This window comes from Aquabacterium lacunae (assembly GCF_004310865.1).
In the GTDB taxonomy this organism is placed as follows: domain Bacteria; phylum Pseudomonadota; class Gammaproteobacteria; order Burkholderiales; family Burkholderiaceae_C; genus Aquabacterium; species Aquabacterium lacunae.
On sequence record NZ_SIXI01000002.1, the window covers coordinates 554,418 to 571,762 of the forward strand.

A 17,345-nucleotide genomic window follows, 5' to 3' on the forward strand; every position below is an offset into this window, starting at 1 on the left:
AAGCCTCTGCCCATGGCGCCCCATGGGGCACTTGCATGAGGCCTTCCACGTGACTGATTCGCGGCTTGATTCCCTGGTCCAGACATCCCTCGGTCGCCTGACCGGCGCGGTGTCTGTGGCCCTGGACAAGGCTGCAGCGCAACTGGGCCTGAAGGTCACGGCCGCACGCAGCGCCCTGGAGCGCCAACCGCTGATGGACGCGCAGTTCGATCTGCAGCGTCGAGCCACCCAGATCGCGCAGGCCTTCAGCAAAGCCTTGGTCGAAGGCGTGGCCAAGGAACTGAGCCAGGGTGACGCCGCCAGCCGCGAACTGGCCGACACCGACTGGAGTTCGCTGCGCCTGGTCGAAGACAGCGAGGTGGAACGAGGTGTGGCCTCGATGCGGCTGGCACGCCACCTGGAATCCAGCTGCCATGAGCCACTGAACCTGCTGCAAGGACTGTTTGCCACATTGCGGCAGGTGCCTGCAGACGAGTTGGCCAACCCCTTGAGACCGACGGTGGTGGCCGACGCCTTGCTCAAAGGCCTTTGGCTGCCGCAAGACAAGCCTGGCAGCCAGGCGTTGCTGCTGGATGCGGTGCTGCCGCCCTTGACCGACCAGCTGAGAGCCGTTTATGCCGAAGCAGCCAACCAGTGCCAGCAAGCCGGCGTTCGTGCCACGCCGGTGATCAGCCGCGCCAGCGCATTGAACAGCACGTCATCGGCAACAGGACACGGCACGGCTGCCGAAAAGGCGCCCGCTGAACGAGGCCTCAGCAATGGCTTGGCCGAAAGGCCACACGGTGCGGGCGCCAGTGCGCGGGCCACCCCCCGCGCACTGGAGGCGATCGGGCAAATGCTCGGCATGGACTGGGGGCAAGAAGATTGCTCAGAGCAGGCCCTGACGGCACACGTGTGCCCACCAGCATCCGACAGCAGCATGCTGGGCCTGATGAAAAAGCTTCATCAACTGGCTCGGATGGACACCCCACTCTGGATGCCGCCTGCGGACACTCGATCAGAAGCGAGCCTGCTGCCCAGACTGGACCTCAGCCCTCAAGACGACAACACGTCGAGGGACACGGCATCTGCTGCAGGCAACCCTGTGATGGTGAACGTGATTCGTGCACATCGTGAGGAGCTGATCCAGGCAACGGGTGGCGCCAAACTTGACCAGATGGTGATCGACATCGTGGCGGCGCTGTTCGACCAAGTGCTGGCAGACCCTTCTGTGCCTCCGCAGATGGCGCGTCAGCTGGGTCGACTTCAGCTGCCCGTGCTGAGAGTGGCACTGAAGGACACCACGTTCTTCCATTCACGCCGCCACCCCGTCCGCCACCTCATCAATCGCATGGCCTCGCTGGCCACGTCGTTCGAGGTGCTGGACGATGGCCCTGGACGCGAGTTCATCGACAAGGTGACCAGCCTGGTCAGCGAGATCGTGGACGGCGATTTCGACCAGATCGCACTGTACGAAAAGCAACTCACCGAACTGGAGCAGTTCGTCGAGCAACAAGCCGTGCGCGAGGCCGAAGAAAGTGCTGCGGTGGCCGCTTTGCTGGCGGGCCAAGAGGCAGACCTGCGCGTACAGCAGCGTTACATGCAGAAGGTGCAGAAAGAGCTGGCAGACCTCGACATCCCCGAGTTCGTCAAGACTTTTCTGGCCCAAATCTGGACCCAGGTTCAGGTGCTGATGGTGGCCCGCCACGGCCATGACAGCGAGGCCACGGCACGCATGAAGCAAGCCAGCAAGAGCCTGGTGCTGAGCGTGCAACCCAAGGGGCATCCGGCACTGCGCGCCAGCTTTCTGAAGCAGTTGCCGCAACTGATGAAGGACCTGAACGAAGGCCTGGACCTGATCCAGTGGGCCCCGACGGCACGCCAGGAGTTCTTCGCGCAACTGCTGCCCCTGCATGCAGAAGCCCTGAAAACCCAGCCCGCGCATGAGCTGACCATGCGCTTGCTGGAAGACCGCTTGCGCAAGGTCGATCAGATCCCGGTGCCCAGCCGCGAAGAAGCGGCCAATGACCCGCTGCCTCCACCCTCGGCAGAGGCGGAAGCACTGCCGCTGGTCAATGCGCTGCCCGCCAAGGACGCCATGGCCGCAGGGTTTGTGAGCGAGCAGCAGGCGATCGAAGTGCCCGCAGGCATCGACATCGACCTGACGGTGGGCGACGACCCAGAGCTGGCCCAGATCGACCTGGAGCTGCCGATGGATGGCCCGGCGCCCACCACCCGGGGCGCATCGCTGGTGGACATCATCCAGCCGGGCGGCGCGTACCGCATGCTGCTGAAGGGCCAATGGAAAAAGGTGCGCCTGACCTGGGTGAGCAGTTCACGCACCTTCTTCATGTTCAACCAGGGGCACCACCCCTCGAAGCAGACCATTTCGCTGACGGCCCGTGTGCTGCAGCAGATGTGCGAGGGCGGCCGATTCAAGGCTTTCGAACAGGCCCAACTGCTGGAACGCGCCACCTACCGCGCCCGCAAGCAACTGGCGGCACTGAACGCGAACCGCAAGATCGCGGCCTGAGCGGCGCCAGGCACCCCGACCCCGCATTCAAGGGGTGGCACACCCCACCAGCTGAAGGGCCACGGCCATGGCTTCGCCCATGCTGGACGGATCGGCCCGCCCCTGCCCGGCCAGGTCGAAGGCCGTGCCGTGGTCGGGGCTGGTGCGCACCAGGGGCAGGCCCAGCGTCACGTTCACGCCCTCGGCGACCCCCAGGTACTTCACCGGGATCAGGCCCTGGTCGTGGTACATGGCCACCACCACGTCGAACTCACCCGGGTGATTGGGAGGCGCATGGCGCGCCCGCATGAACACGGTGTCAGGCGCCCACGGGCCGCTGGCGTCGATGCCCAGAGCTCTGGCAGCCTCGATGGCCGGCGCGATGGTGTGGATTTCCTCGTCGCCGAACAAACCACCCTCACCTGCGTGGGGGTTCAGGCCGGCCACTGCAATGCGGGGCCGCGCCAGGCCCATGCGCAGCAGGCTGTCGTGGGTGATCCGGATGGTTTCGAGCACCTGCTCGAAGGTGACGGCTGCCAGCGCCTGCCTCAAGGACACATGGATGGACACCAGCACGGTGCGCAACTCGTGGTTGGCCAGCATCATGCGCACGGGCACCAGGGGCTGCCCAGGCGGCGTGGCCAGGCTTTGCAGCAGTTCGGTGTGGCCAGGAAAGGGCTCGCCAGCCGCCGACAGGGCCTCTTTGTGCAGCGGGGCGGTGCTCAACGCTGCAAACAGCCCCGACATGCAGGCCAGCGCGCCCTGTCGCACGCACAAGGCCGCGGCCTGCCCGGCGTGCGCAGACACCCGACCCCAGGGCAGTTTGGCCAGGCCGGCAGGCATGCCTTCGGGGCACCACACCGGCACAGTCAAGGGCTGATCCAGCACCCCATGCACCTGCTCGGGGGTGGGCGCTGGGCCGCGGTGAACCTGCAGGCGCAGCTGCGCGGCCTGCGGGTGGGCGCGGGCCAGCACCGCCTGGGCGCGGGCCAGCACATCGGGGCAGCCCACCACCCAGGCCCTGGGCGGGCGGGCGCTCAGCCACTGGGCCAGCACGATCTCGGGGCCGATGCCGCAGGGGTCGCCCATGGTCAGGGCCAGCACGTCATTCGCGGAAGTCATGTGGGTATTGTCTCCGCGCACAAGGCCCGAGGACCAGTGCTTCGGCCGACGCCCCGGCGGGTACACTTGCAGCATGAACTGGCTGGATGATGTCCGCTGGGATGACCAGGGCCTGGTGCCTGTCATTGCCCAGGAAGCGAGCACGGGTGACGTGCTGATGTTTGCATGGATGAACCGTGAGGCCCTGCAGCGCACGGCCGAACTCGGCGAGGCGGTGTATTACAGCCGCTCCCGCAAGCGCCTGTGGCACAAGGGCGAAGAGTCTGGCCACATCCAGAAGGTGCACGACATCCGGCTCGATTGCGACAACGACGTGGTGCTGCTGAAGATCACGCAACTGGGACACGAGCCCGGCATCGCCTGTCACACCGGCCGCCACAGCTGCTTCTTCCAGCGCCACGAAGGCGGCCAGTGGGTGAGCGTGGACCCCGTGCTCAAAGACCCGGAAAGCATCTACAAATGACCGAACACGCCAACCTGGATGTGCTGCGCCGCGTCGCAGAGACCATCGAGTCGCGCAAGGGCGGTGACCCCGACCAGAGCTATGTGGCCCGGCTGTTTCACAAAGGCACCGACACGGTGCTCAAGAAAGTGGGCGAAGAGGCGGTGGAAGCCGTGATGGCCGGCAAGGACCACGCCACCGCCCCCTCAGAGGCCACCCGCAAGGCCCTGGTGGGTGAAATGGCCGACCTGTGGTTCCACAGCCTGGTGGCCATGTCGCACCTGGGCATCGGTCCAGACGACGTGGTGGGCGAACTGGCGCGCCGCGAAGGCCTGTCGGGCCTGGTGGAATTCGCATCGCGCCCGGGCAACGCCGGTCGTTGAGGGGCAAATCCCTTCTGCCGTCGTGAAGTTTTGAAACCCCTTATGCACTGTCATCTTTCTGTGGACAATGCACAAGGGCATGGCACTTGCTTGGTGCACCTCCATGCCCTGCTGGGGTATCTGGTTGGACAATGTTGTCAAGAGGGCCGATTCAGGGCCCCAAGGAGTCTGAAATGGGATCGTTGAGCATTTGGCACTGGCTGATCGTGCTGGTGATCGTGGTGATGGTGTTTGGCACCAAGAAGCTGAAGAACGTGGGCGCCGACCTGGGCTCCGCGGTGAAGGGCTTCAAAGACGGCATGAAGGACGGCACCCCGTCGGACCCGGCCGCTCAGGCCAAGACCGAGGTGATCGACGTCGACGCCAAGTCCAAGTCCTGACACCGGGCGTGAAGGACTGAACGCACGTGATCGATTTCGGCATCGACAAGCTGGCCATCATCGGGGCCGTGGCCCTGATCGTGATCGGCCCTGAACGGCTGCCCCGGGTGGCACGCACGGTGGGCGCCCTGGTGGGCAAGGCCCAGCGCTATGTGTCGCAGGTGCAGTCGGAGGTGAACCGCTCGATCGAGCTGGAGGAGTTGCGCAAGGTGCAAAGCAGCGTGCAGAACGCCGCCAGCGACCTTCAGCAGTCGGTCCAGAGCGGTCTGAGCGATGCCGATGCGGCACTCAACGGCACCGACACCGAATCGCACACGTCAGCCAGCACCTACACCCCGTCGTACAGCCACCTGTACGCGCCTCGGCGCAAGAGCTTCCGCCTCAAACGCGGCGCCACACCGCTCTGGTACAAGCAGAAAAACGGCGTGAAGCGCCATGTGCAGTCTGGCGCTGCACGTGTGGCGCGGTTCCGCCCGCCCGCTGGCCGATGAGCCGCGGGGGAGACCCCTCTCGTGAGCCAAGACCCACGTCCTGACGAAATGCAGGGCACCGAACAGCCGTTCGTGGCCCACCTGGTCGAATTGCGAGACCGCCTGATCCGCGCCCTGCTGGGCGTGGGGGTGTGCTTCATCGCCCTGGCCATCTACCCGGGGCCTGCAGGCCTGTACGACCTGCTGGCCGCGCCCCTGATGAGCGCGCTGCCCACAGGCGCCACCATGATCGCCACCAGCGTGATCTCGCCCTTCATGGTGCCCATCAAGATCACCATGCTGGCGGCCTTCGTGATCGCACTGCCGGTGGTGCTGTGGCAGGCCTGGGCCTTCATTGCGCCTGGGCTTTATTCTCACGAGAAAAAGCTGGTGCTGCCCCTGGTGGTGTCCAGCACGGCCCTGTTCTACATGGGCATGGCCTTCTGCTACTTCTTCGTGTTCGGCAAGGTCTTCACCTTCATCCAGCAATTCGCACCCAAGAGCATCACGGCCGCCCCGGACATCGAGTCCTATCTGAGCTTCGTGATGAACATGTTCCTGGCCTTCGGAGCCTCATTCGAGGTGCCGGTGGTGGTCGTGATCCTGGCCCGCATGGGCATCGTCACCATCGAAAAGCTCAAAGATTTCCGCGGCTACTTCATCGTGGTGGCCTTCGTGATCGCGGCCGTGGTCACGCCCCCTGATGTGGTCTCGCAACTGGCGCTGGCCATCCCGATGTGCATTCTCTATGAGGTGGGCATCTGGGCTGCGCAGCTGTCAGCGCCCAAGGAAGAAGCCAAGCCGGCGTCTGCCGACAAGGCCTGAGGTGCGGGCCCCGCCAGAGGGCCCCCGACACCATCACGCTTCCATCACGCTTCCATCACTCTTCGTCTTCGCCCTGAGGCAGACCATGCGCGCTGGCGCGGGGCCGCTGGGCTGGTGTGACCTGAATGGCCACCTGCTCCTTGCCTCGCTGCACCAGAATCACCGAAACCTGACCCGGGGTCAGCGCCGCCACGGCATTGAGCAGCTGCGCGGTGTTCATCACGGTCGCTTGCCCCACCTTCAGCACCACATCGCCGGGCTTGATGCCGCCCTGGGCGGCCGGGCCGTTGTGCAGTACTCCGGTGATCAGCACGCCTTCCTTGACCGGGATGTTGAAGGTTTCGGCCATTTCAGGCGTGAGATCGCGGGGCTCGACCCCGATCCAGCCCCGCACCACCTGCCCTGACTTGATCAGGCTTTCCATGACCTGGCGGGCCGTGGACACCGGGATGGCAAACCCAATGCCCATGTTGCCGCCCGATCGCGAATAGATGGCCGTGTTGATGCCCATCAGGCGGCCTTCGGCATCGACCAGTGCGCCGCCCGAGTTGCCCGGGTTGATGGCCGCGTCGGTCTGGATGAAGTTCTCGAAGGTGTTGATGCCCAGCTGGTTGCGACCCAGCGCACTGACGATGCCCGAGGTGACCGTCTGGCCCACGCCAAAGGGATTGCCAATGGCCAGCACGGCATCGCCCACCTCCAGCGAGCCAGAATCACCGAAGTCGATGGACGGCAGGCGTTCGAGGTCGACCTTGAGCACGGCCAGGTCGCTTTCGGGGTCAGAGCCGATGACCCGGGCCTTGGCCTTACGCCCGTCGGTGAGCATGACCTCGATGTCGTCCATGCGATCGATGACATGGTTGTTGGTCAGCACATAACCTTCGGGCGAGACGATCACGCCCGAGCCCACGCCTGACGATGGCGAGCCCTGGCCCTGGTCACCGAAGAAGTAGCGGAACCAGGGGTCATTGCGCTGCTGGCGCGAAGACACCGACTTGCTGGTGATGATGCTGACCACCGAGGGCGCAGCGCGCCGGGCGGCCTCGCTGTACCCCACAGGTGAGGCTGCAGCCCCGCGCGAGGCAGCCAGCGGCACGGTCACGGGGCGCACGTCGGCGGCCAGGGGCACGGGCGCCGACGACCAGCGTGGCACCCATTGCGGCTTCAGGGTTGAAACGACAAACACCACGCCCACCGAGACGGTGACCGCTTGCGAGAAAATGAGCCAGAGTCTGCGCATGCAAGGAATACTGTAAATGAGCACCCCGATGATCGATCGCGACCTGCTGGTCCGCCACCTGGACGAACAACTGGAGGCCGCACGGTTCAAGGATTATGGGCCGAACGGTTTGCAAGTTGAGGGCAAGCGCGAGATTCGCAAGATTGTCTCGGGCGTGACCGCCAGCAAGGCCCTGATCGACGCGGCCATTGCCGCTGGCGCCGACGCCTTGCTGGTGCACCATGGGCTGTTCTGGCGCGGCATGGACGGCCGTGTGACCGGCTGGATGAAGGAGCGCATCGCTGCCCTGCTGCGCCACGACATCAACCTGATCGCCTACCACCTGCCGCTGGACGCCCACGCGCAATGGGGCAACAACGCACAATGGGGCCAAAAGCTGGGCCTGCAAGCCGATGCGCGCTTTGGTGAGCAGAACCTGGGCTTCATCGGCACGCCCGAGGCCGGGCTCACGCTGGACACCCTGATCGAGCGGGTCGGCCACGCCATGGGCCGCGCGCCCATTGCCATCAAGGGGGATGGTCGCCCCTTGCGGCGCGTGGCCTGGTGCAGTGGCGGGGCACAATCGTATTTCGAACCTGCCATGGCGGCGGGCGCCGACGTGTTCCTGACCGGAGAGATCTCGGAGCCACAAGCCCACCTGGCACGCGAGACCGGGGTGGCCTTCCTGGCCTGCGGGCACCACGCCAGTGAGCGCTACGGAGCCCCTGCTCTGGCACAAGCCGTGGCCGAGCAGTGGGGCCTGGCGCACGAATTCATCGACATCGACAACCCGGCCTGAGGCCCTGGCCATGATGCCCTGTACACCGCTGCCCGACCTGCCGCCCCACGCTGATTCGCACACCGCTGCAGCCCGATTCCCGTGGGTGCTGGCACTGGCGCTGTGCCTCAGCGCCCTGCCGCAGCCCGGCGCCTCGGCGCCAGCCCTGCCCCCCGCCGAGGTCTACACCCATGTGGCGCAACCCGGCGACACCCTGATCGGCCTGGGCGAACGCCTGCTGAGTCAGCCGGCCGATTGGCCGCAGCTGCAGCGGCTCAACCGCATCGCCGACCCGCGGCGCATCCCGGTGGGCCAGGCAGTGCGCATTCCGGTGGCGCTGCTGCGCCACGTGCCGCGAGATGCCGAAGTGATCACGGTGAGCGGCCAGGCCCGACTCAAACCCGCCGCAGGTGCCGAACAGGTCGCCCAGGTTGGCATGCGCTGGGCACCCGGCGGCCAGATCCAGACCGGGCCCGACGGGTTCGTGACCGTGAAACTGGCCGACGGCTCGCTGCTGCGCATCCAGTCATCCACCAAAGTGAACTTGCAGCAAAGTCGTCACTACGAAGCACCCGGCTTCTTCAGCAACCTGTTGCAGGTCATCCAGGGCCGCATCGAGGCCGCTGTGGCCCACCTGACCGGCGGCGAGCCTCGCTTTCAAGTGCGCACGCCGCAGGCCACTGTCGGGGTGCGGGGCACCGATTTCCGTGTGGCGGCCGATGCCACCGAGCAGACCAGCCAGAGCGAGGTGCTGACGGGCCGAGTGGCCCTGCGCAGCGAGCGCAGGACCGATCAGGCTGAACTGTCCGCTGGCCAGGGCGCCCGTGTGGATGCACAGGCACGCGTGTCGCCCCCCACCCCTCTGCCCCAGCCCCCCGCACTGGACGCCCTGCCCACCCTGCATGAACGCCCCCTGGTGCGCCTGAACCTGCCACCCCAGTCCGCAGCGACGCGCTACCGGGCCCAGGTGGCCGCAGACGCGCAGTTCCAGGACGTGCGGGCCGAAGTGGTCTCCAGCGCCCCCGAGCTGCGCATTGCCGGCCTGCCCGATGGGCTCTGGCACTTGCGCGTGCGCAGCATCGATGGTCAAGGCCTGGAAGGCCCGGACGCCACCCGCACCTTCACCCTGGCCGCACGCCCAGAACCACCGCAGCCCATGGCCCCGGCTCCTGGCGCCAAGCACCGGGGCCTCAGTCTGCCCCTGCGATGGGCCCAACCCGATGAGGCAGCTGCCTTTCGCCTGCAAGTCAGCACCCGCGCCGACTTCCAGGGCCCGCTGCAGCTGGATCAACGCGTGACGACCACGCAGCACCCATTGCCACTGCCCCAAGGCACCTGGCATTGGCGCCTGGCCAGCCTGACCGGCGCAGGCCGCCAAGGCCCCTGGGGCGACACCCAGACGGCGCACCTGCTGCCCCCGCCCGCCGATGTGCCCGCGCCAACGCTCAGCGAAACCCACCTCAGTTTCCGTTGGCCAGCCGAAGCGGGCCAGACGCACCTGTTGCAAATGGCCCGCGACCGCGACTTCCAGCAGCAACTCACCAGCGTGCACGTCGCGAAGGCCGAAGCAGAACTGCCGCGCCCCCCTGAGGGTGGCACCTGGTGGGTGCGTGTGCAGTCGACCGACCCCGACGGGTATGTCGGTCCGTTCAGCAGCCCACAAAAGATCACACTGCCCGGCTGCACCGCCGACCGCGAGGGCCAATGCCTGCGAGCCATGGACGGCAGTGTGGTGCGTGGCCGTCCATGATCCCCACCGCATGAACCCGTTCGATCGCCACCGCTGGTCGCGCCAGTGGGCACTGACCACGGGCGCGCTGGCACTGCTGGCGGCACTGGCCACCGCAGGTCAGTGGCTGTGGCGACTGGACCAAAGCATCCACGATGCCGCACTGAGCCTGTTCCAGCGGCCATCACCAGACAACATCGTGCTGGTGCGCATCGACGACGAGAGCATCCAGGCCCTGGGCCGATGGCCCTGGCCGCGGGCGGTGCACGCCACCCTCCTGGACACGCTGCAGCCCGCAGAACCTCGCTCGGTGCTGCTGAATCTGCTGCTCAGTGAGCCCTCGGCCGACCCGCTGCAAGACGAGGTGCTGGCGCGTGCCATGGCGCAATCGGGCAAGGTGGTGCTGCCCGTCAGCCCGCTGGCCACGGACCCGCAGGCGCCCACCCTGGCCGATGCGCCGTCCACCGGTGTGCTGCTGCCCCTGCCCCTGTTCCGCGCACGCGCCACCCTGGGGCATGCCGACGTTCCCATCGACGCCGATGGGGTGGTGCGCCACCTGCACCTGCGGGCTGGTCCTGGGCTGGCCAGCTACCCGCACCTGGCCGAAGCCATGCTGAGCCGGGCCGGCGAGCGCCTGCCCCTGGGCCTGGACACCCAGAAATCTCCTCTGCGCGACGGACTGCAGCCCCACTGGGTGCGAGACGAGCAACTGCAACTGCGCTACGGCGGGCCCCATGGCTGGATCCCCTCGGTGTCGTACGCGGACGTGCTGCGAGGCCTGGTCCCCCTAGAAACGTTCCGCCACAAGCACGTGCTGGTGGGCGTCACCGCCATGGGCCTGGGCACACAGTTCACCACCCCGCTGTCCAGCCGGGGCGAAACCTTCAGCGGCATCGAGCTGGCCGGACAGGCCCTGGGCATGCTGCAGCGTGGCGACTGGATCACGCCGGTGTCATCGGGCGTGGGCGCCGCCATGGCTGCCCTGGGCACGCTGGCCCTGATGTGGGCTGTGTGGCGTTTGCCGCCACACCTCGGCTTGCTCACGGCCCTGGGCAGCACCGTGCTGGCCGCGCTGGGGGCCATGCTGGCCCTGGGGTGGGCCGGCCTGTGGTGGCCGCCGGGCGGGTTCATGCTCACGGCCCTGCTGTGCTACCCGGTGTGGAGCTGGCGCCGACTGGCGCTGAGCCAGCGCGCCATGCGCGACACCGTGGCGCACATCGAACGGGGGCTGCCTGCGCACCTGAGCGCCTCCAGCGCCCGCCACGCAGCCGCTGGTCACATGGGTGATGCCATGGCCCGCAGCGTCGACCTCACGGTGCAGGCCACCGAACGATTGCAACAACACCGCCGCCAGCTCGAAGACCTGCTGGCCACGCTGCCTGTGGCCGTGTTCGTGATCGATGCACAAGGCCACATTGAAACCAGCAACCCGCTGGCGCTGGCCCTGCTCAACCGCCCCACACCGTCCAGTGTGCATGGGCGCCCTCTGGCCGTGCTGCTGCATGGCTACAAGCCCATGGAAGCCACCAGCTGGCAGGCGCTCTTTCAGCAAGGTCTGAGCACCACAGCAAGTGTGTCAGGCGAGATCCAGGGGCCCGAGCAAAGCGTGCACTGGGCCTGCCTGACGCCCTGCCAGAGCCTGCTGCACGGTGGGCCGGCGCTGATGATCAGCATGATGGACGTGACCCGCCTGCGCCTGGCCGAGCGCCAGCGCGAAGACCTGCTGGGCTTCATTGCGCATGACATCCGCTCACCTCAGGCCTCGCTGGTGTCGCTGGTGGAAATGCATCAGCTGGGCCTTCAGCAAATGCCGATGGACACGCTGATGGAAACGGTCGACACCCTGGCGCGCAACACCATCGACCTCTGTGAGGAGCTGCTGCTGGTGATGCGATCGGAAAGCCAGCCGCTGCTCACGCAGGACTGCTCACCGGTGGACCTTGTGGATGAGGCCCTGGCCGAGGTCCTGCCTCGCGCCCAGGCCCGTCAGATCCGGCTGCAGGTCGACAGCAAGGGCTGGCATGGTGAGGCGGTGCGGGTCGACCCCGCCCAATGGCGTCGGGTGCTGATCAACCTGCTCGGCAATGCCGTCAAGTTCAGCCCCGACGGCGGCACGGTGCGGGTGGTGCTGACGCAGAACATCGAAGGCATCCACACGGCCATCGAAGACCAGGGCCCCGGCATTCGCCCCGAAGACCTGGCCCGCCTGTTCAGGCGCTACCAGCGGCTCGACCACGACCCGCGGCTGCGCATGGCCACCGGCATCGGCCTGGGGCTGGTCTATGTGGACACGGTGGTGCGCCGCCACGGCGGCGACATCGACGTGAACTCGGTGGTGGGCGAAGGCTCGACCTTCACCCTGCACCTGCCGCGCACCTCCTGAGACCGCCTGGCGTCCGCAGGTTCAATGGGCCAGCACGGCTTCCAGCTCGGCGAAGCTGTGGGCGTGAAGGTCGTCTTCAATGGCCTGCCCCAGCGCCATTTCCAGGCGCTTGGCCGAAAACAGGCCCCGCAAGGTGGTCTGGCCTTCGTGCTGCTCGGTCACCAGGAGGTAGCGCATGCCATGCTCGCGCAGGGTGGCCACGATGTCGCCCACCCGAGCCGTGCGCACATGGGCCAGATCGGTCACTTCCCAATGGTTCAGCGGCGTCATCAGGTCGGCCACCGTCAGGTCATCGTGGTGCACCTGATCGGTCATGGCACGCTGCACAGGGCGCTCGCCCATGATCACATCGGCCGTGACCAGACCGGCCAGGTGTCCATCGGCGCCCGACACGAAGGCCATGCGCACACCGGCGCGCATCATCACGTGCAGGGTTTCATCGAGCCCGTCGCGGTGACTGGCCACCACGACCGGCGCAAAACGCAGGTCGGTGAGCAACGGCAGGGCACGGTCTTGAGGCTGGGCAACGCGCTTGAGCTGCGGGAGGCTGGGCGCCACGTGCAGCGACGTCAGCGGCACCGGCTGGAAGCGTTGGCTGGACGACATCTTCGATTCCTTTTCCCGACGGCTGAGGCACTGGTGGCCTCCGGTCGCCTCTGACCGGACAGGCGCGGTGCCTTCTGTGCATGCCGCCGAGCCCTCAGATTACGCCGGTTGCTCTGGGGCTGAATGGCAAAAATGAAAGACCTGTCGCCCGGTGATGTGACGGTCTTCACGCTTTGCCTTCTGGCGCGCTGAGGGCCTGCACGGCAAACACGAAAAAACGGCGCCAGGGCCTGAAAGCCATGACGCCGTCTGCTTTGCCAACGCCGGCAGACCGCCAGCGCCTGGCTCAGAGCCGAACCGGAATGCCGCGCTGGGCCATCAGGGCCTTGGCCTGGGCCACCGTGTATTCGCCGTAGTGGAAGATGCTGGCGGCCAGCACCGCATCGGCACCGCCTTGCTGCACACCGTCGGCCAGGTGGTCGAGGTTGCCCACCCCACCGGAAGCGATCACGGGCACGCCCACGGCATCGCTGACCGAGCGGGTGAGCTCGAGGTCGAAGCCCGATTTGGTGCCATCACGGTCCATGCTGGTCAGCAGGATCTCGCCGGCACCGTGTTCAGCCATCTGCCGGGCCCAAGCCACGGCATCGAGGCCCACGTTCTTGCGGCCGCCGTGGCTGTAGACGTCCCAGCCGGGGCCCTTGGCGGCCAGGTCGTCACCCTGGCGGCGCTTGGCGTCGATGGCCACCACGATGCACTGCGAACCGTATTTGTCGGACGCATCGCGGATGACCTGCGGGTTGGCAATCGCGGCCGAGTTGAAGCTGACCTTGTCGGCGCCGGCGTTCAGCAGGCGACGCACGTCTTCCACGGTGCGCACGCCGCCCCCCACGGTCAGCGGAATGAACACCTGCGAAGCCACCGCCTCGATGATGTGCAGGATCAGGTCGCGGCCGTCGGAGGTGGCCGTGATGTCGAGGAAAGTGAGTTCGTCGGCGCCCTGCTCGTTGTAACGTGCCGCGATTTCGACCGGGTCACCGGCGTCGCGCAGTTCCACGAAGTTGACACCCTTGACGACGCGCCCGCCTGTGACATCCAGGCAGGGAATGATGCGTTTGGCCAGCACTGTGCGCTTTCGGTCTCAGGCGGGGCCGTTGAGTTCGTCAGCGCGCTTCTGCGCCGCGGCCAGGTCGAGGTCACCGGTGTAGATGGCGCGACCGCAGATCACGCCCTCCACGCCCTCGTCTTCGACCGCGCACAGCGCTTCGATGTCGGCCAGGTTCGACAGACCGCCCGAGGCGATCACGGGCACGCTCAGGGCCTGGGCCAGCTTCACGGTGGCTTCGATGTTGATACCCGACAGCATGCCGTCTCGGCCGATGTCGGTGTAGATCACGCCTTCGACGCCGTAGTCTTCGAACTTCTTGGCCAGGTCGATCACTTCATGGCCCGACAGCTTGCTCCAGCCGTCGGTGGCCACCTTGCCGTCCTTGGCATCGAGGCCCACGATGATGTGGCCGCCGAAGGCACTGCAGGCGTCCTTCAGGAAGCCCGGGTTCTTCACCGCCGCGGTGCCGATGATGACGTAGCTCAGTCCGTCGTCCAAGTAGCGCTCGATGGTGTCGAGGTCACGGATGCCCCCGCCCAGCTGCACGGGGATCTCGTCGCCCACGGCCTTGATGATGGACTTGATCGCCGCCTCGTTGACCGGCTTGCCCGCGAACGCGCCATTGAGGTCCACCAGGTGAAGGCGGCGTGCACCGGCCTCCAGCCAGCGACGCGCCATGGCGGCGGGGTCTTCGCCGAAGGTGGTGGAATCGTTCATGTCGCCTTGTTTGAGGCGAACGCACTTGCCGTCTTTCAGGTCAATGGCAGGAATCAGCAGCATGGCAACAGCCAGAGGGGGTCAAAAAATCAGGGACGCCAGAGGAGGAAATTGCGGTACAGGGCCAAACCATGGGCCGCGCTTTTCTCGGGGTGAAACTGGGTCGCGAAAATATTATCCCGGGCCACCGCGCAGGTAAAGCGAACGCCGTAATCGGTCTCGCCCGCGCTGTGTTGGGGATTGTCCACAAGCGCATGGTAGCTGTGGACGAAGTAAAAGTAACTGTCCTGGGGAATGCCGGCCCACACGGGGTGCGGCTTGCCGCCAAAAACGCCCGGGTGCTCAGGCTGGTGCACGCGGTTCCAGCCCATCTGGGGCACCTTGTAGCGGCTGCCATCGGGCTGGGTCAGGCCGTCGAGGCGGAACTTCACCACCTTGCCAGGGAACAGGCCCAGGCCGGGCGTGTCCTGCTCTTCGGAATGGTCCAGCAGCATCTGCATGCCCACGCACACACCCATCAAGGGCTTGTGGGCGGCGGCATCCAGCACGGCACCCAGCAGGCCACCACCGTGGGCTTCGCGCAGTTCGCGCATGCAGTCGCGCATGGCGCCCTGGCCGGGCAGCACCACGCGTTCGGCCTGGTGCACCACCTCGGGGTCGTTGGTGACCACCACGTTCAGGCCCAGGCCCTCGGCGGCATGCTGCACGGCCTGAGAGACCGAGCGCAGGTTGCCCATGCCGTAGTCGATGACGGCAACGCTAGCTTGTTGGCTCATGGTTCAGCGCGCAGGAAAGGTCAGAGCGAGCCCTTGGTGGACGGGATCACGCCGGCCATGCGGGGGTCGCGCTCAAGAGCGGCACGCAGTGCACGGGCAAAGGCCTTGAAGATGGTCTCGCACTGGTGGTGGGCATTCACACCGCGCAGATTGTCGATGTGCAGGGTGACACCGGCATGGTTGACGAAGCCCTGGAAGAACTCGAACGTGAGCTGGGTGTCGAACTGGCCGATGCAACCGCTGGTGAAATGCACGTCCATGGTCAGGCCCGAACGGCCGGAAAAGTCGATCACCACGCGCGACAGGGCCTCATCGAGCGGCACGTAGGCATGGCCGTAGCGGCGGATGCCCTTCTTGTCGCCCACGGCCTTGGCCACCGCCTGGCCCAGGGTGATGCCCACGTCTTCCACCGTGTGGTGGCCGTCGATGTGCAGGTCGCCCACGGCATGGATGTCGAGGTCGATCAGCCCGTGGCGGGCGATCTGGTCGAGCATGTGGTCGAAGAAACCGATGCCGGTGTGCAGATTGGCCTGCCCGGTGCCGTCAAGGTTGACCTTGGCGGTGATCTGGGTTTCGGCGGTATGGCGGGTGACTTCGGCCACGCGGGCCTCGCAGGGGGTGCCTGCGACCGGATCGGGTGCGTTCATGCGGCGTTGAGGGGCAAGGGTTCGCGCAGCAATTCGGCCAAGGCCGCGATCTGCGCGTCATTTTCTGCGGGGGTACCCACGGTCAGACGGACACAGTTTGCCAGCAAAGGGTGCAAGGCGGACACATTCTTGATGAGGATGCCCCGCGCCTTGAGGGCGGCAAAGGTGCCTGCGGCATCGGCCACGCGCACCAGCACCATGTTGGCCTGGCTGGGGTAGGCCTTGGCGCCGGGCATGGTAGCCAGCGCCGCCATCAGGCGTTCGCGTTCGGCCTTGATGGTCTCGGCCTGGCGGGCGAATTCGTCGGCGTGCTCCAGGGCGAACAGGGCCGCCTCGATGTTGAGCACGCTCACGTTGTAGGGCGGGCGCACCTTCTCGACCTGCTCGATCAGGTCGGCACGGCCCACCATGTAGCCCAGGCGCACACCGGCCAGGCCAAACTTGGAGAGCGTGCGCATCAGCAGCACATGCGGCTGGGAGGCCAGCTTGTCAAACCAAGAGCGACTGGCAAAGGGCTGGTAGGCCTCGTCGATCACGACCAGGCCCGTGCCATTGGCGGCCACGGCATCGACCACGGCCTGCATGGCGACTTCGTCCCACAAGTTGGCCGTGGGGTTGTTCGGGTAGGCCAGGTAGGTCAGCGCCGGGCCGTGCTCACGCACGGCAGCCACCATGGCGGCAGTGTCCAGCTCGAAATCGGCCGTGAGCGGCACGCCCACGAACTTCATGCCGGTCTGCCTGGCAAAGGCTTCGTACATGACGAAACCGGGCAGCGGCGCCAGGGCCACCGCGCCTGGGCGCGCGCAGGCCACAGACAGCAGGGAGATCAGTTCGTCAGAGCCATTGCCGAGCACAAGGCCCATCTCGGCCGGGATGCGGGCGTGGGTGCGCAGGGCCTGATGCAGGTCGAACACCCGGGCGCCGGGGTAACGGTTCAAGGCCACACGGCCCAGGCGCTCCCCCAGGGCGGCTTGCAGGTGTGCAGGCAGCTCGAACGGGTTCTCCATCGCGTCGAGCTTGATGTAGCCCGCAGCGCTTTGCACCACATAGGCGTGCATGGCCAGCACGTCAGGGCGGAAGGTGTTCAGCACAGTTGAAGGAAAACTCATTCAGAGAGCTCGGATTCCGAAAATCAGGCGCGGATTGTCTCATGCCATGCCTGAACTGCTGGGCGGCACACCGTTGCCCCCACAGGCCAAATGCCACGAGGTGAAATCCATGGGTCGCAACCGGTCACCCTGATGACATGAACAGACACTGACAGAGCAACAGTGACCATTCAAGATCAGCGCTGCCTGCTGACCAACGAACGCGCTTGACGACAACGAA

The 17,345-nt window shown here is 66.4% G+C and carries 17 protein-coding genes; 9 read left to right on the forward strand and 8 right to left on the reverse strand.

Annotated features, from left to right (window positions below; all coding sequences use genetic code 11):
* The first annotated feature begins 22 nt into the window (after window positions 1-22).
* Window positions 23-2,512, forward strand: a complete 2,490-nt coding sequence (locus EYS42_RS06240; protein ID WP_130966980.1) for a DUF1631 family protein — start codon at window positions 23-25, stop codon at window positions 2,510-2,512.
* 27 nt (window positions 2,513-2,539) lie between these two features.
* Here the strand turns inward: EYS42_RS06240 and pdxA are convergent, their stop codons facing one another.
* Entirely contained in the window at window positions 2,540-3,613 is a 1,074-nt protein-coding gene (gene pdxA / locus EYS42_RS06245) for a 4-hydroxythreonine-4-phosphate dehydrogenase PdxA (protein ID WP_130966981.1), read from the reverse strand.
* Between the two features lie 73 nt (window positions 3,614-3,686).
* Here pdxA and hisI point away from each other — a divergent pair, with 73 nt between their 5' ends.
* The 5 genes from hisI (at window position 3,687) to tatC (ending at window position 6,113) form a co-directional block, all read left to right on the forward strand.
* A complete protein-coding gene (gene hisI, locus EYS42_RS06250; protein WP_130966982.1) occupies window positions 3,687-4,076 on the forward strand; it encodes a phosphoribosyl-AMP cyclohydrolase in 390 nt (129 codons plus the stop codon).
* Window positions 4,073-4,438, forward strand: coding sequence for a phosphoribosyl-ATP diphosphatase (locus EYS42_RS06255; RefSeq protein ID WP_130966983.1), 366 nt, complete (start codon window positions 4,073-4,075; stop codon window positions 4,436-4,438). The genes hisI and EYS42_RS06255 overlap by 4 nt, the downstream gene beginning before the upstream one ends.
* A gap of 173 nt (window positions 4,439-4,611) precedes the next feature.
* Window positions 4,612-4,818 (forward strand): Sec-independent protein translocase subunit TatA, encoded by a 207-nt coding sequence (tatA, locus tag EYS42_RS06260; protein WP_130966984.1) that lies wholly within the window; start codon window positions 4,612-4,614, stop codon window positions 4,816-4,818.
* 26 nt (window positions 4,819-4,844) lie between these two features.
* On the forward strand, window positions 4,845-5,309 hold the full coding sequence (gene tatB, locus EYS42_RS06265; protein ID WP_130966985.1) for a Sec-independent protein translocase protein TatB: 465 nt from the start codon (window positions 4,845-4,847) through the stop codon (window positions 5,307-5,309).
* A gap of 48 nt (window positions 5,310-5,357) precedes the next feature.
* Window positions 5,358-6,113: a twin-arginine translocase subunit TatC gene (gene tatC / locus EYS42_RS06270; protein ID WP_207301128.1), complete on the forward strand. Its 756-nt coding sequence runs from the start codon at window positions 5,358-5,360 to the stop codon at window positions 6,111-6,113.
* A gap of 55 nt (window positions 6,114-6,168) precedes the next feature.
* Here the strand turns inward: tatC and EYS42_RS06275 are convergent, their stop codons facing one another.
* The gene (locus EYS42_RS06275) at window positions 6,169-7,353 is read right to left on the reverse strand and encodes a S1C family serine protease (RefSeq protein WP_130966987.1); all 1,185 of its coding nucleotides are present in this window, start codon (window positions 7,351-7,353) and stop codon (window positions 6,169-6,171) included.
* A gap of 16 nt (window positions 7,354-7,369) precedes the next feature.
* Between EYS42_RS06275 and EYS42_RS06280 the strand changes: the two genes are divergently transcribed.
* The 3 genes from EYS42_RS06280 to EYS42_RS06290 are packed head-to-tail and all read left to right on the forward strand — an operon-like array spanning window position 7,370 to window position 12,222.
* Window positions 7,370-8,131, forward strand: a complete 762-nt coding sequence (locus EYS42_RS06280) for a Nif3-like dinuclear metal center hexameric protein (RefSeq protein ID WP_130966988.1) — start codon at window positions 7,370-7,372, stop codon at window positions 8,129-8,131.
* Window positions 8,132-8,141: 10 nt separating this feature from the next.
* On the forward strand, window positions 8,142-9,860 hold the full coding sequence (locus EYS42_RS06285) for a FecR domain-containing protein (RefSeq protein ID WP_130966989.1): 1,719 nt from the start codon (window positions 8,142-8,144) through the stop codon (window positions 9,858-9,860).
* Window positions 9,861-9,870: 10 nt separating this feature from the next.
* Complete coding sequence (locus tag EYS42_RS06290; RefSeq protein WP_165456643.1) at window positions 9,871-12,222, forward strand: CHASE2 domain-containing protein; 2,352 nt, start codon at window positions 9,871-9,873, stop codon at window positions 12,220-12,222.
* 21 nt (window positions 12,223-12,243) lie between these two features.
* Here EYS42_RS06290 and EYS42_RS06295 read toward each other — a convergent pair whose 3' ends face one another.
* The 6 genes from EYS42_RS06295 to hisC form a co-directional block, all read right to left on the reverse strand.
* Window positions 12,244-12,828 (reverse strand): CBS domain-containing protein, encoded by a 585-nt coding sequence (locus EYS42_RS06295; protein ID WP_130966991.1) that lies wholly within the window; start codon window positions 12,826-12,828, stop codon window positions 12,244-12,246.
* Between the two features lie 286 nt (window positions 12,829-13,114).
* Window positions 13,115-13,894 carry an imidazole glycerol phosphate synthase subunit HisF gene (gene hisF / locus EYS42_RS06300; protein ID WP_130966992.1) on the reverse strand — a complete coding sequence of 260 codons (780 nt, stop codon included), beginning with the start codon at window positions 13,892-13,894 and terminating at the stop codon, window positions 13,115-13,117.
* Between the two features lie 15 nt (window positions 13,895-13,909).
* The gene (gene hisA / locus EYS42_RS06305; RefSeq protein ID WP_130966993.1) at window positions 13,910-14,656 is read right to left on the reverse strand and encodes a 1-(5-phosphoribosyl)-5-[(5-phosphoribosylamino)methylideneamino]imidazole-4-carboxamide isomerase; all 747 of its coding nucleotides are present in this window, start codon (window positions 14,654-14,656) and stop codon (window positions 13,910-13,912) included.
* Between the two features lie 26 nt (window positions 14,657-14,682).
* Window positions 14,683-15,369, reverse strand: a complete 687-nt coding sequence (gene hisH, locus EYS42_RS06310) for an imidazole glycerol phosphate synthase subunit HisH (RefSeq protein ID WP_130966994.1) — start codon at window positions 15,367-15,369, stop codon at window positions 14,683-14,685.
* 20 nt (window positions 15,370-15,389) lie between these two features.
* Window positions 15,390-16,016 carry an imidazoleglycerol-phosphate dehydratase HisB gene (gene hisB / locus EYS42_RS06315; RefSeq protein ID WP_130966995.1) on the reverse strand — a complete coding sequence of 209 codons (627 nt, stop codon included), beginning with the start codon at window positions 16,014-16,016 and terminating at the stop codon, window positions 15,390-15,392.
* The gene (gene hisC, locus EYS42_RS06320) at window positions 16,013-17,125 is read right to left on the reverse strand and encodes a histidinol-phosphate transaminase (protein WP_130966996.1); all 1,113 of its coding nucleotides are present in this window, start codon (window positions 17,123-17,125) and stop codon (window positions 16,013-16,015) included. Before hisC ends, hisB begins: the two co-directional genes overlap by 4 nt.
* Window positions 17,126-17,345: the final 220 nt, after the last annotated feature.

Bases quoted from the DNA above. Each gene is read 5' to 3' on its own strand.
- EYS42_RS06240 (WP_130966980.1), top strand. From the start codon at position 23: ATGGGGCACTTGCATGAGGCCTTCCACGTGACTGATTCGCGGCTTGAT.
- pdxA (WP_130966981.1), bottom strand. From the start codon at position 3,613: ATGACTTCCGCGAATGACGTGCTGGCCCTGACCATGGGCGACCCCTGC.
- hisI (WP_130966982.1), top strand. From the start codon at position 3,687: ATGAACTGGCTGGATGATGTCCGCTGGGATGACCAGGGCCTGGTGCCT.
- EYS42_RS06255 (WP_130966983.1), top strand. From the start codon at position 4,073: ATGACCGAACACGCCAACCTGGATGTGCTGCGCCGCGTCGCAGAGACC.
- tatA (WP_130966984.1), top strand. From the start codon at position 4,612: ATGGGATCGTTGAGCATTTGGCACTGGCTGATCGTGCTGGTGATCGTG.
- tatC (WP_207301128.1), top strand. From the start codon at position 5,358: ATGCAGGGCACCGAACAGCCGTTCGTGGCCCACCTGGTCGAATTGCGA.
- EYS42_RS06275 (WP_130966987.1), bottom strand. From the start codon at position 7,353: ATGCGCAGACTCTGGCTCATTTTCTCGCAAGCGGTCACCGTCTCGGTG.
- EYS42_RS06280 (WP_130966988.1), top strand. From the start codon at position 7,370: ATGAGCACCCCGATGATCGATCGCGACCTGCTGGTCCGCCACCTGGAC.
- EYS42_RS06285 (WP_130966989.1), top strand. From the start codon at position 8,142: ATGATGCCCTGTACACCGCTGCCCGACCTGCCGCCCCACGCTGATTCG.
- EYS42_RS06290 (WP_165456643.1), top strand. From the start codon at position 9,871: ATGAACCCGTTCGATCGCCACCGCTGGTCGCGCCAGTGGGCACTGACC.
- EYS42_RS06295 (WP_130966991.1), bottom strand. From the start codon at position 12,828: ATGTCGTCCAGCCAACGCTTCCAGCCGGTGCCGCTGACGTCGCTGCAC.
- hisA (WP_130966993.1), bottom strand. From the start codon at position 14,656: ATGCTGCTGATTCCTGCCATTGACCTGAAAGACGGCAAGTGCGTTCGC.
- hisH (WP_130966994.1), bottom strand. From the start codon at position 15,369: ATGAGCCAACAAGCTAGCGTTGCCGTCATCGACTACGGCATGGGCAAC.
- hisB (WP_130966995.1), bottom strand. From the start codon at position 16,016: ATGAACGCACCCGATCCGGTCGCAGGCACCCCCTGCGAGGCCCGCGTG.
- hisC (WP_130966996.1), bottom strand. From the start codon at position 17,125: ATGAGTTTTCCTTCAACTGTGCTGAACACCTTCCGCCCTGACGTGCTG.